Genomic DNA, 12,593 nt, shown 5'->3' with positions numbered 1-12,593 from the left:
CGCCCGCTACGTGTTAAAGCTGAGCAATAATGACCGAACGACCAAATACCATCCGTCTACCAGTACAAATAACAGCAGTTTAAATGGCAAAGAGATCATTACCGGCGGCAGCATCATCATCCCCATGGACATCAGAACGCTCGCCACAATCATATCAATGACGAGAAACGGAATGAATATCATGAAGCCCATCTGAAACGCCGTTTTCAGCTCGCTAATCGCATAAGCCGGGACAAGTACGGTAAGCGGGATATCCTCATACGTTTTTGGCTTTTCCGCTTTGGAATAATCCATAAACAGCTTTAAATCTTTTTCTCTCGTATTGGAAAACATAAACTTCTTCATCGGCACTTCCGCTTTCTTGAACGCTTCCGTTTGAGAGATTTCATGCTTCAAATACGGCTGAAGAGCGACCTGATTAACTTGCGATAAGGTAGGCGCCATTACAAAGAAGGTCAAAAACATCGCAAGCCCGATAATCACCTGGGTCGGCGGCGTTGTCGGCGTGCCGATCGAAGTCCGGACAAAACCAAGAACAACTACAATCCGGGTAAAGCTGGTCATCAATACGAGAATGGCAGGCGCGATGCTGAGTACCGTAATAAGCAGCAGAATGGATAACGAACTTGTGCCCGACTGGCCATCATCCGAATTGCCAACATTGATGGAGATATCCGGAAGAGGTTCGGCATGAGCATGCGTTTGTATAGCCATTACGAGCATTAGTGCAAAAGCGATTGTCAGTAACCACTTATTTTTCATCATCCATCGACCGTTCATTATGTTTTGAGTTATGCAGCATCGACTCCATCTGCTGCTTTCGTTCTGATTGGCGGTTCCATTTGTCTTGGAGCAGCTGCTCAAACGAGCCGGCCGAATCCCATTCATCGGCCGAGTTTTGTTCGATTTTGCCGCGCCGCAGCTTCTGAAGCGCGTTAGCCAGCACGTTGGTTGGCCATACCGTCTGCGGCTTCAGCTCAAGAGCCGAAAGCAAAGCCTGTACTTCCTCTTTGTCGTCGATCAGGTCGAGAAGGGTAACATTCTCCCCTACCCCTACGACATACAGCCGGCCGGCAATTTCCACAACTTGAAGCGACTTGTTTTGTCCAAGCGTAATACCTCCAAGCGAACGGAGGGAACGGTTCGTTCCCCAGGCCTGGCTGCGTTTTGCAAGAAACTTGATTACGATATAAATCAGTGCAATGACGATAATTAGGGCAACGATGACCCAAACGACACTCCCCGCCAAATTAGCGGACGGAGCTTTCAAATCATCGGGAGCGCCGTCTATATCCCCGTAGCGAGCAAAATCTGCGGCAAAGCTGCCGCCGGTTGTTTGAAAGAAGCCAACTGTAAAAAAGATGGAATCATTGCCGTTAACCAAGCGTTTTCTTAATCGCTTCAATAACCCGGTCCGCTTGGAACGGTTTTACGATAAAGTCCTTTGCACCGGCCTGAATCGCATCGATAACCATAGCCTGCTGGCCCATAGCGGAGCACATAATGACTCTGGCATTCGGATCGAGTTTTTTAATTTCCTTCAGAGCGGAAATCCCGTCCATCTCAGGCATCGTAATGTCCATCGTAATGAGGTCCGGCTTCAGCTCCTTGAATTTTTCCACTGCCTGGGAGCCATCCTGGGCTTCACCGACGACTTCATAACCGTTCTTGGTAAGAATGTCTCGAATCATCATGCGCATGAACGCTGCGTCGTCTACGATCAAAATACGGTTTGCCATCTTCTTGTTTCCTCCTAAGGAACTATTGTAATTTTTGAATGCGGTCCCATTGGCTAACGATGTCCGTGACACGAACACCAAAATTTTCGTCGATTACGACAACTTCACCTTTTGCAATCAGCTTGTTGTTAACCAAAATATCAACAGGCTCTCCGGCAAGCTTGTCCAACTCGATAATCGAGCCTTGCGACAATTCCAAAATATCCTTAATTTGCTTCTGGGTCCTTCCTAATTCTACCGTTACCTTAAGGGGAATGTCGAGAAGTAAATTAAGATTTGTCGCATCTTGTTGAACATAGGAAGCATTGTTGAAATTTGCGAACTGTACCGGCTGGACATTGACATTTCTTGTCGAAACGTTTCCGAAAGCTTGTGGTACGGAAGGCTGACTTCCTGTGTCAAATGGCACTCCCATTCCGGCTGCTGGCGCAGGCTGTTCAAAAATCGGCTCCTGATGGACTGCCGGCGGCGCATACATAGGGGCCGGCTGTTCCGGCGGAGCGTATACGGCTGCTGGCGCTTCATAAGCCGGCGCTGCTTCTTCTTCAGCTCCCATCAAGGTGGCCACCATTTGCTTCGCAAACGGAATCGGAATCAGCTGCATAATTCTGGAATCTATCAAGTCGCCAATGGTTAGACGGAACGATATTTTAATAAACACATCGTCGGATGGCAGATGCGATACGCCTTCGCCATTGTTCACGTCCAATATATCAATGCCTGGAGGAGATATGTTGACCAGACGGTTAAATATCGTAGACATCGACGTCGCAGAAGAGCCCATCATTTGATTCATGGCTTCCTGTACGGCGCTTATATGTATTTCGTTTAATTCTTCGGCTGTAACCGTGCCTTCGCCGCCAAGCATCAAATCCGCAATCACTTGGGCGTCTTTGGTCTTAATCACAAGCGAGTTAATGCCCTGAAAGCCGTCTACATACTGCACGCTAACCGCGACATGCGGCTTCGGAAATTCATCGCTTAAATTTTCCCGTTTTACCAGATTAACTTCAGGCGTCGTAATGTCGACTTTACGGCCAAGCAGCGTAGATAACGCCGTCGCTGCGCTGCCGAAAGTAATATTGCCGATTTCGCCAAGCGCATCTTGTTCAATCGGAGTCAAATACGAACCAAGATCTTCTTCCGGCGCCGCAGATGCTCCTTGCTCTTCACCAGCAGAGGACTGGCGAAGCAGCGCATCAATTTCCTCTTGGGACAAATAGTCTTTACTCGTCATATTCCTCTTCCACTCCTTCGCTGACTACCTCGTCTACTTGAACGGCCAGGCGATCTTTAATACTTCCCGGGCTGCCTATAAACTTCAGCTTATCGCCAACTTTAATGCGAAGCCCTTCGTTCGTCGGTTTTTTCAGGGAAATAACGTCGCCAACATTTAAACTTAGAAACTCTTGGATCGTTATCGTAGAATCCCCAAGCTCAGCTACAATCGGAAGTTTCGCTTTGCTGACGCGGTGCTCCAGCATCTCTACTTCCTCAGGCGCGCGCTCTTTCTTTTGCGATACGAACCAATGATGTGCAGACAGGCGCGGCATAATCGGTTCAAGTACAACATGCGGGATACATAAATTAATCATGCCGGTCGTATCGCCAATTTTGGTGCTTAATGAAATAAGCGCAATCGTCTCATTGGGCGAAACGATTTGCATAAATTGCGGATTCGTTTCGAGCGCTTCCAGACGAGGCGATATGTCCAAGATCGTCTTCCAGGCATCCTTTAAGCTTTCAAACGTGCCTCTAAAAATTCTCTCGATCACAATCGTTTCGATTTCGGTCAAATTCTGGATTTTGGCAGGCGCCATTCCCGGACCGCCTAACAGCCTGTCCAGCATGGCAAAGGCGACATTAGGGTTAACCTCCAGCACCATTCTGCCTTCCAGCGGCTCCGCTTCAAAAATGTTCAAAATGGTCATTTTCGGAATAGAGCGGATAAATTCGTCATAAGGCAGCTGTTCCACCTGCACGACACTGATTTGAACGAAAGTACGAAGCTGCGCGGAGAAGTAGGTTGTCAAATATCGCGCGAAATTCTCGTGTATGCGAGTCAAGCTGCGAATGTGATCCTTCGAGAAACGGACGGCGCGCTTGAAATCGTACACCCGGATTTTCTTCGTTGTTTCTTCCTTTTTCAGCTCCTCGGCATCCATTTCGCCGGAGGACAATGCGGCAAGCAGCGCGTCAATCTCATTCTGCGATAATACATCAACCAACTCTCTCACCCCCTTCTCATGTCGGCATTTCTTCTACATGCTAAAGCTGCTGGATAATAAAATCGGTAATTTCAACCTTGACGAGCTTGCCGGTCGGAAGCACTGGATTAATGAGCGTCAGCAATTTGGCTTCCAAAGTGTCTTCGCCTTGCGAACCTCTCAAATCTTCTTCGCTCATATCCGCCACAACCCGGTTAATGATAGGTTTCACTTCAATATCCAGCACTTTGTCGAACTCGGCTTTGGCTTTTTTGCTGTCCAGCTGAAAAGCGAGATTCAGAAGAACGACATAATCGGGATCTTTCAAGTTGCGTTTGAAATCCTTCAGCTCGGAAGTTACCGCAACCAGTTCGTCAGCATTCAGCTTCTTCACCGCAACCGGCTGTGCGTCCGCTGTTTTGGGCGGATCATCCACAATCGAATTAAATAAAATGATCGCAACTACGGCAATCAGGGAGATCGCCAGCAATAAGGTAACGATCCAAGGCAGCATCTTTTTCATAACGATTAGTCCTCCGTTTGCTCGATCTTGTGGGCTGCCGCTGCAGTTAATCCGATCGTTCTTAGAAACTGCTGTACAAGGCCCCGCAGCTCAGTCGTCGATTCTTTGACGACGATTTTTTTGCCGGTCGATAGCGTAATGACTGTATCGGGTGTTGCCTCGGCTGTCTCAATGAGCAATGCATTAATCATTACTTGCGTCCCGTTAAGCCGCGTAACCGTAATCATAATTTACCCCCCAATGCATGAGGGGGACGTTGACAGTCCCCCGCCAGCTTTCCTTAACTGTTATCGCTTCAGGTTGACGACCTCTTCCAAAATGCTGTCGGAAGTCGTAATGATGCGGGAATTCGCTTGGAAACCGCGCTGCGCGACAATCATCTCGGTAAATTCGTCGGTCAAGTCGACATTGGACATCTCAAGCTGTCCGGCAATAATCGAACCGCGGCCGTCTACGCCGGGAGCATCAATCAGATCTTCGACGGAATCCGCCAAGTCGGCATTTCCGGTCAGGCGGTATTTGCTGCCGCCGACTTTTTCAAGGCCGCTTGGGTTCGTAACGCGGGCAATTGCGATTTGGCCGACCGATTCCGTGCCGTCCGCTGTTGTCGCCATGACGTTGCCGTCCTGGGAGATCGAGAAGGACGTTACGTCCTCATCCAGCGTAATCGGCGTACCGTCAGTGCTCAGTACATAGTAGCCGTCTGCCGTAACCAGCTGCCGATTGGCATCCAGCGTAAAATTGCCGGCGCGTGTCAGCAGCATTTCGCTGTCGCCGTTAGCCTGCACCACAAAAAATCCGTCGCCGTCAATACGCAAGTCTTTGCCGTCGTTCGTGGTCATCGCGCTGCCTTGCGTATGGACGGTGCTGATCGAAGCAGCCGCTACGCCAAGGCCTACCTGCTTCGGATTGACGCCGCCTTGTTCGTCTGCTTCAGGCGTTGTTGCGCCGCTGACCGTCTGGCTCAAAATATCCGAAAACATAATGCGGCTGGATTTAAACCCAACCGTATTGACGTTAGCAATGTTGTTGCCGATTACGTCAAGCTTCGTTTGAAAGGCTTTCATCCCGGATACGCCGGAATACATCGATCTGAGCATTTCCCTTCATCCTCCATCTGTGTTGGAATGGGCTGCTTCATTCGTTCCGCAGCCTGCGGCCCCTGTTAGGTCCGGCCTTCCTTTACAATTACGGCACTGTCAATTTGCGTAAAAACGGTGCTTTCCATCTGCTTGCCGTCCATCGCGGTTACGACAGTCCGGCTTGGCACATTCACAATCATCGCAATATCGCGATATACAATCAGCGAATTTACAGCGCCTTTTTGCTCTGCCTGTTCAACGGCTTGATTGATTTGGGCAATGGAATCCGCCCGCAGCTCAATGCCGCGCTGCTTCATGCGGATCTCCGCATGATGGCTGAACTTTAGCTTGCTGCTCTCCAACAGCTCCTTGAAAGAAGAACTTCCTGTACCCGCTGCAGCTCCTGCAGGCGCTGGTTTCCCTTTGGCGAGCGGAGTCTGGTTAACCGGATACAGCTGACCGATCCTGATCGAATCGTTCATGCCTGCTCCGCTCCTTCAGCCTCGCCGCTTCCGCCATCGGCGCCGTCTCCGCCATCAGCGGCATTCCCGCTATCGTCACCCGGCTGCTCGCCGGTGCCATCCGGAGCTTCTGAAGCATCCGTTACCGACTGAATGACACTAAGCAGAATTTGCCTGTCGCCAACTTGCGCGTACAATCCGTCGTCACCCGCATAGATCGAATCGACAACTCCGCTTTTCATAACAGGCTGCCCTTCGTCGTTCATCTCCGCCCAGCCGATCGTTTTGCCGATTAAGGTGGATGCCGATCCTAAATCCATCGAAAGGCTGTCCAGCTTCGTCGAAATGTTCATCAGCTGCTCGACGGAAGTAAACTGCGTAAGCTGCGCAATATATTGCGTATTGTCCATCGGGTTCATCGGGTCCTGATTTTTTAATTGCTCGACAAGCAGCTGAAGAAAAGCGTCTTTGCCAAGCTCCGAGCCGCTTCCGCCTGTAACGCTTTTGGGCGGGTTGTTGTACGAATTGCCGGATATTCCGCTAACTGCCATATCCGTTCACCTCCGTCCTGCTATGGCTGCCTTGCCTATACAGCTGTGTTGATCGCTCTGCCGTAACCTAAATGCTGAATGGCCTGCTGTTCAGCCATTTCTTCTTCAAAGTCTGCATCTACGCCTTCCAACGCATCGTCAAATTTGGCTTTTGGCGCTTGCTGGCCATTGCCGCCTCGCCCTTCGCGCCCCTCGGAGAAATAAGCCGAAGGCTGCCCGTCCCAAACTTCCAGCTTGTCAACCGTCAAGCCTTGCGCTTGAAGCGCAGACCTCAGCTGGGCCATTTGATTATCCAGCATATCTTTTGCCGCAGCCGAATCTGCATGGAATATCGCGGTCAGCTGACCGTTTTGGACTGAAATGCGTAAATCCAGCTTTCCGAGATGTTCCGGCGTCAGTTGAATTTTAGCTTCCGTTACGCCGTTTAAAGACGTGACATCAAACTTTTGTACGATAAAATCCGTCATGGATTGCGCAAATTGATTCGCATTGACATATCCGGCAACGGCCCCTTTAGCCGCTGCGGCCGGAGAAGATGCTGCAGCCGTCGGATTAGCTTGATTCAATATGCTTGAAAAAAGTTCGGCCGGTTGTCCTCGCAGCCCGTCTTCACGATCTTCCGGCGCTTGCTCCTGGTTTGCGGAAGCGATGAGGACCGACAAATTGGATGTTTGCGTCGATAACCGCTGCAGCAGCGCTGCAGAATTCGCCGGTGCCGTTTTGCTGTCGGACTGGATGCTGAAGCTGTTTCCTATGCCAGCGGTCTGCTCAGCCGCAGTTTTGCTTTTGCCTGAAGCCGGTTTGTCTTGTCCGCCGCTGATCAGCTCTGCAATAGATTTCAATTGGCCCTGAAGCAGCTCGTTCACATCCGTTCCGCGCACTTGCTGTACAGTTCCTTGCTGAATCATGCCCTGAAGCTCAATAAGCGCGTCCTTGATCGTTGCTTTCAGCTCCTCGGCATTGGCAGAAGCGGACTGTGCTTGTCCCGCCAGCTGGCTGTTAAAAGGAACAACCGGCTCCGCGCCAAGCAGCGCAAACAGCGCGTTAAGCTGGTCCAAAGCGCCTTGCAGATCGTCTGGCTCCTCATCGGCAGGTCTGTCTGCTTGCTCGTCCTGATCATCCGTTTGCTGCAGCCCTTCGAGCAGCTTCCCGATGAGGTCCAGCAAGGTTTCTGCCGCAGGCTGACCATCCAGCTGAGCTGCCGCATCTTCCACCTGCACCGGAATAAGCGCCTCCTGCGGTTTGGCTGCTGCTCCGCCTGTGCCGTTTGCTGCGGGGACAGCTTGTCCTGCTTTTTGCACCAGCTGCTGAAAAGCGCCTGCGCCGCCGCTTGGCGCCTGAGCAGAACCAGCGGAGGACGCTACCGGTACGGATTGCGGCAATGCTTGCGAAACATTCATTCCCATTTTGTTTCACCTCCTTTCCTGTTACAGAAAATCGGTTATTTGCCGGCCATTAGCTGAGCCATCAAATCTGCGGTCACTTTATCATCCTGGCTGGACATTTCAGCCAAAATGCTGGACCGCGTCGAATCATCAACCGCTTTTAAAATCCGAAGCACTTTGCTTGGGCTGACAGCAGCCATTTTAATCAGAAGCGTACCAGCGCTTTTCGGGTCCATCGTCGAGAACGTCGATTTCAGCTGCGCATCGTCAAGCGTTGACGGTATGGCAGCGGCAGACTGCGTCGCTGAAGACGGCTTGTTTTCCGCATCCTTTAACTGTGCTTGCAATGCTTTAATATCTAGGTCTTTGGAGGTAACCGCATCCTTCAGCTTCAGGGACACTTCCGCAGCCACTTGCGGGTTCATCTTTTCGAGCACGCGGGCGCGGTTGTTCGGCGCCATCGCTCCAAGCACCAGCGCCATCTCGTCTACATTCATAGATTCCAGTATAGGCGCGGCTTTGCTTGGCATCATTTTGGCGTAAACATTAGCCAGCTCTTTCACATTCGCTTCATATTCCTCATCTTTAGCCGATTCAGCCGTCAGCTTCAGCTGGTCGTTCTCCGCCTGCAAGTCGGCAATCCGCTGATCCTGTGCGGTTTTAGCTTCGTTTGCCTGCTCCAGCTCTTTGCTTTTATCCGTCAGTTCTGCCTGCAGCTGAGTTACTTGCTTCGACAAATTCGCTGAACGCGTCTGATCGTCCGAACCGCCAGTGTGCCCTTCTGCCTTCGTTTGCGGCTCCGGCAGCACTTCTTTCAGCAGCGGAATGGAATCGCCGATCTCCAGCATTTTATTGCGCATGTCAAAATTGAATAAAGTCAGCAGAACACCAAGCAGCACGAGCGTAAACAGGATTGGCGTCACAAAAAACATAATCCGCTCCAGCACGCTGTAACCCTGCTTCTCGGTTTCTAAATCCGTCAAAATCGATCACTCCTTCTAGCCAGCCTTGCTCGTTTGTTACGGAGCAGATGTGATGTAACGGACGGTAGCGAACTCATCCAGCTCATTCTGCTCTTTCAGCTGCATGTCATAACGGAAACGCTCGAGGGCACGGTCCTTCGCTTTCAGCCATACCTTTTCGTCTTTGACGGTATCGGACAGCCGCATTCTTTTCAGCTCAACAGACTTTTGGGCACGCTTCACTGCCGCAAGCTTGCGCGCAATGGATTCGTCCAGAAACTCGATGTATTGCTGGATGAGCTGAAGCTCAGCCAGGGAAGTGGAAGACTGGGCGTTTTCCAATACGTTGCGTTCCCAAACTTCCCGTTCTTCCTGCAGCTGCCGCAGCGATAGCTCCTCGGACTGGAGCTCGCCAAGCGCGGATGACAACAACCATTCCGCTTGCGTTTTTTCGCTTGATTTCAAATCTACGATTTTTTGAAAAGAGTACCGGAAAGCAGCCACTTCTTACTCATCTCCTGTAAAAATCAATGACCAGCTGGTCTTGGGCTTCTTGAAGCGATATTTTTTCATTCGTCTTTTGGCGAATATAGCTCTGAATTTGTTCAATTGATTCCAGAGCTTTATCAATTTCTTTGTTCGAACCGCTCTGATACGCCCCGATATTGATCAAGTCTTCCGAATCTCTATAAATAGAGAGAAGGCGCTTGAATTCATTGGCCGCATCGGACTGCTCGTCCGTCACGATTTCTTTCATAACGCGGCTGACCGACTGCAGCACATCAATTGCCGGGTACTGCCCTTTATTCGCCAGATGGCGGCTAAGCACGATATGGCCGTCCAGAATGCCGCGGACAGCGTCGGCAATCGGCTCATTCATGTCGTCGCCATCGACCAGCACTGTGTAAAAGGCCGTAATGGAGCCGTGCACGCCGGTACCGGCACGCTCAAGCAGCTTCGGCAAATTGGCAAAAACCGACGGTGTATAACCTCGCGTAGCCGGCGGCTCGCCGATTGCAAGCCCTACCTCGCGCAGCGCCATTGCATAACGGGTGACCGAATCCATCATCAGCATCACATTGAGGCCTCGGTCGCGAAAATATTCGGCGATTGTCGTTGCAATCAGCGCGCCTTTCATCCGGATAAGCGCAGGTTGATCCGATGTGGCGACGATCACAACCGAACGCGCAAGCCCTTCGGGGCCAAGGTCCTTTTCAATAAACTCAAGAACTTCACGGCCGCGTTCGCCGATTAGCGCTATGACGTTTACATCTGCCGTCGTATTTCTCGCAATCATGCCAAGCAGCGTGCTTTTGCCAACGCCGGAACCGGCAAATATGCCTACGCGCTGCCCTTGCCCGACCGTCAGCAAGCCGTCAATGGCGCGTACGCCGATGCCAAGAGGCGTCTTGACTCGCGGCCGAAGCAGCGGATTGCTTGGTTCATTCGATGTCGAGTAATGCGGCATGCGCCCGGGCAGGAACGATCCGTCAAGCGGTTCACCGAGACCGTTCAGCACTTTGCCCAGCAGCTCGGAGCCAACCTGCACCGTCAGCGGTTTGCCGGTTCCGACCACGTCGCAGCCGGGGCTGATCGCTTGAAGCTCGCCTAACGGCATTAGAAGCACCTTATTATCCCGGAAGCCTACCACTTCCGCTTTGATTGGCTTTGCGCTTTTGTTTGGATAAATGAGGCATACTTCGCCGATGCTCGCATCCGGGCCTTCGGACTCAACCGTAAGCCCAATCACTTGTGTTACTTTGCCGTTCACCCGTATCGGATCGATTCGGACAAGCTGTTCTTTATATTTGGCTGCGTTAAGCACAGGCCTCTTGAGTGGTTCGCCGTTCACGCTTCATCCCTGCCTTGGTGAGCAAGCAGCAGCAGCTCTTTCTTAATTTCGGAAAGCTGGGTATCAATGCGGGCGTCAACGCTGCCGTATGCCGACCGGATAACGCAGCCGTGATCCGCCACTTTCGGATCGGGAATGATTTGAAGCTCGGCCTGCGAGTCGATAGCGAGCTGCAGCTCGTCACGAGCCGCTTGTACAAACGCTAGCTGGCCAGGCGCAACACATAACGTAATGACGCCTTGCTCCCGCCGGCGCGATAAAGCATTAACGATAAGCTGTGTAGCCAGTTCAGGCATTTCGTTAAAATGCGTGCCGATGATTTTCCCTGCAATCGAGCAGCTGAGATCGACCAGAAATGGCTCCGCTTCCTGAATGATTTGTTCACGCATCTCATAAGCGGCTTCCAATAATGCGGCAGCTTCGGACAGCTTATGCTCCCATGCAGCCCGCAGCTCGGCTTCCGCCGCTGCTGCTCCTTCGCGGTAGCCTTGTTCATAACCCGATTGCCTGGAAGCTTCAAACTGGGCTTCATCCTCCGCCCGCTTCTGCTCCCACCAGGAATCGATTTGAGCTTTGGCATCCTGAAGCATTTGTCCGCTGATTCGGTCCGCTTCGGTAATTTTGTCTTTGGCCACCGATTCGGCGTCATTTAAAATTTGATCGCGAAGCGCAATCGTTGCCTGATCGGGCGACGGCTCTTCGGACGGTACAACCGGCTGTTCATGCTGAATCTGATAAGAAGCTTGTCTAAGCGCTTGAAGCACTTTGAGCTGCTCAAGCGGAATGACATGGGAGGATTTGATCAGATTAGACAATGATGTCATCTCCTCCGCCGCGGGCGATAATGATCTCCCCGGCTTCTTCTAGCCTGCGGATCGTAGCGACGATACGGGTCTGAGCTTCCTCGACGTCACGCAGCCGTACAGGTCCCATGAACTCCATTTCTTCCTTGAATGTTTCGGACATTCGTTTCGACATATTGCGGAAGATCGCTTCGCGCACTTCTTCGCTTGCCACTTTGAGTGCAAGCTGCAGATCGGCATTTTCGATATCGCGGATAATCCGTTGAATGGAACGGTTGTCGATATTGACGATATCTTCGAATACAAACATCCGTTTTTTGATTTCTTCCGCAAGCTCCGGATCCTGGATTTCAAGCGCATCGAGAATGGTGCGTTCCGTGCCGCGGTCGACCCCGTTCAAAATTTGAACAATGGAATCGATGCCGCCAGCATTGGTGTAATCCTGAGTAACCGTTGCGGACAGCTTTTGTTCCAAAATGCGCTCCACTTGTGAAATCACTTCCGGAGATGTGCTATTCATCAATGCAACGCGGCGCGCAACGTCCGCTTGCTTGTCTTGCGGCAAAGAAGAAAGAATATGCGATGCCTGCTCCGATTGCAAATAAGAAAGAACGAGTGCGATGGTTTGAGAATTCTCGTTTTGAATAAAGTTTAAAATTTGTGTCGGTTCCGCTTTGCGGGCGAAATCAAACGGCCTTACTTGGAGCGTAGCTGTCAGACGGTTGATCACTTCCACCGCTTTTTGCTCGCCAAGCGCTTTTTCCAATATATCTTTGGCGTAGCTGATACCGCCTTGCGTAATATATTCCTGGGCCATGCAAATCTGATGAAATTCGCTAAGGATGCTTTCCCGTTCAGCGCTATCCACCTTTCGGACGTTCGCAATTTCGAGCGTTAATTGCTCGATTTCTTCTTCATGCAAATGCTTGAAGATTTGTGCCGACACCTCCGGGCCCAGTGTGATTAGCAATATGGCAGCTTTTTGCCTGCCGCTTAGGCCTTGCATGTTCTTGGACATTTGAACCACC

The 12,593-nt window shown here is 51.2% G+C and carries 16 protein-coding genes; all 16 read right to left on the bottom strand.

The genetic code is table 11. From position 1 onward, the window contains the following. Positions 1 to 6 precede the first annotated feature (6 nt). The 16 genes from fliP to fliG all read right to left on the bottom strand — a co-directional run bounded on the left by fliP (position 7) and on the right by fliG (position 12,583). On the bottom strand, positions 7 to 762 hold the full coding sequence (fliP, locus tag ET464_RS03645; RefSeq protein ID WP_129444038.1) for a flagellar type III secretion system pore protein FliP: 756 nt from the start codon (positions 760 to 762) through the stop codon (positions 7 to 9). Then, positions 752 to 1,405: a flagellar biosynthetic protein FliO gene (locus ET464_RS03640; RefSeq protein WP_129438340.1), complete on the bottom strand. Its 654-nt coding sequence runs from the start codon at positions 1,403 to 1,405 to the stop codon at positions 752 to 754. The genes fliP and ET464_RS03640 overlap by 11 nt, the downstream gene beginning before the upstream one ends. Next, positions 1,377 to 1,739, bottom strand: a complete 363-nt coding sequence (locus ET464_RS03635) for a response regulator (RefSeq protein ID WP_129438338.1) — start codon at positions 1,737 to 1,739, stop codon at positions 1,377 to 1,379. Before ET464_RS03635 ends, ET464_RS03640 begins: the two co-directional genes overlap by 29 nt. 22 nt (positions 1,740 to 1,761) lie before the next feature. Next, positions 1,762 to 2,976, bottom strand: a complete 1,215-nt coding sequence (gene fliY / locus ET464_RS03630) for a flagellar motor switch phosphatase FliY (protein ID WP_129438336.1) — start codon at positions 2,974 to 2,976, stop codon at positions 1,762 to 1,764. Continuing rightward, positions 2,966 to 3,967 (bottom strand): flagellar motor switch protein FliM, encoded by a 1,002-nt coding sequence (fliM, locus tag ET464_RS03625; RefSeq protein ID WP_129438334.1) that lies wholly within the window; start codon positions 3,965 to 3,967, stop codon positions 2,966 to 2,968. Before fliM ends, fliY begins: the two co-directional genes overlap by 11 nt. A 40-nt stretch (positions 3,968 to 4,007) precedes the next feature. Next, positions 4,008 to 4,469, bottom strand: coding sequence for a flagellar basal body-associated FliL family protein (locus ET464_RS03620; protein WP_129438332.1), 462 nt, complete (start codon positions 4,467 to 4,469; stop codon positions 4,008 to 4,010). A gap of 5 nt (positions 4,470 to 4,474) precedes the next feature. Then, positions 4,475 to 4,696, bottom strand: a complete 222-nt coding sequence (locus tag ET464_RS03615; RefSeq protein ID WP_129438330.1) for a flagellar FlbD family protein — start codon at positions 4,694 to 4,696, stop codon at positions 4,475 to 4,477. Positions 4,697 to 4,756: 60 nt separating this feature from the next. Next, entirely contained in the window at positions 4,757 to 5,569 is an 813-nt protein-coding gene (flgG, locus tag ET464_RS03610) for a flagellar basal body rod protein FlgG (RefSeq protein WP_129438328.1), read from the bottom strand. A 65-nt stretch (positions 5,570 to 5,634) separates the two neighbouring features. Further along, positions 5,635 to 6,033 (bottom strand): TIGR02530 family flagellar biosynthesis protein, encoded by a 399-nt coding sequence (locus ET464_RS03605; protein ID WP_129438326.1) that lies wholly within the window; start codon positions 6,031 to 6,033, stop codon positions 5,635 to 5,637. After that, a complete protein-coding gene (locus tag ET464_RS03600) occupies positions 6,030 to 6,563 on the bottom strand; it encodes a flagellar hook assembly protein FlgD (protein WP_129438324.1) in 534 nt (177 codons plus the stop codon). The genes ET464_RS03605 and ET464_RS03600 overlap by 4 nt, the downstream gene beginning before the upstream one ends. Positions 6,564 to 6,598: 35 nt before the next feature. Further along, positions 6,599 to 7,969 carry a flagellar hook-length control protein FliK gene (locus ET464_RS03595; protein WP_129438322.1) on the bottom strand — a complete coding sequence of 457 codons (1,371 nt, stop codon included), beginning with the start codon at positions 7,967 to 7,969 and terminating at the stop codon, positions 6,599 to 6,601. 35 nt (positions 7,970 to 8,004) lie between these two features. Beyond that, the gene (locus ET464_RS03590; RefSeq protein ID WP_129438320.1) at positions 8,005 to 8,931 is read right to left on the bottom strand and encodes a MotE family protein; all 927 of its coding nucleotides are present in this window, start codon (positions 8,929 to 8,931) and stop codon (positions 8,005 to 8,007) included. 36 nt (positions 8,932 to 8,967) lie between these two features. After that, positions 8,968 to 9,414, bottom strand: a complete 447-nt coding sequence (gene fliJ / locus ET464_RS03585; protein WP_129438318.1) for a flagellar export protein FliJ — start codon at positions 9,412 to 9,414, stop codon at positions 8,968 to 8,970. A gap of 7 nt (positions 9,415 to 9,421) precedes the next feature. Next, positions 9,422 to 10,762 carry a flagellar protein export ATPase FliI gene (gene fliI, locus ET464_RS03580; RefSeq protein WP_425271739.1) on the bottom strand — a complete coding sequence of 447 codons (1,341 nt, stop codon included), beginning with the start codon at positions 10,760 to 10,762 and terminating at the stop codon, positions 9,422 to 9,424. Further along, entirely contained in the window at positions 10,759 to 11,577 is an 819-nt protein-coding gene (locus ET464_RS03575) for a FliH/SctL family protein (RefSeq protein ID WP_129438316.1), read from the bottom strand. The genes fliI and ET464_RS03575 overlap by 4 nt, the downstream gene beginning before the upstream one ends. After that, positions 11,570 to 12,583: a flagellar motor switch protein FliG gene (gene fliG, locus ET464_RS03570; RefSeq protein ID WP_129438314.1), complete on the bottom strand. Its 1,014-nt coding sequence runs from the start codon at positions 12,581 to 12,583 to the stop codon at positions 11,570 to 11,572. Before fliG ends, ET464_RS03575 begins: the two co-directional genes overlap by 8 nt. Positions 12,584 to 12,593: the final 10 nt, after the last annotated feature.

The sequence above is a fragment of the Paenibacillus protaetiae genome, from assembly GCF_004135365.1.
GTDB lineage: Bacteria > Bacillota > Bacilli > Paenibacillales > Paenibacillaceae > Paenibacillus_AP > Paenibacillus_AP protaetiae.
Note: the sequence above shows the minus strand (reverse complement) of the source record. Positions and strands in the feature narration are given on the sequence as shown.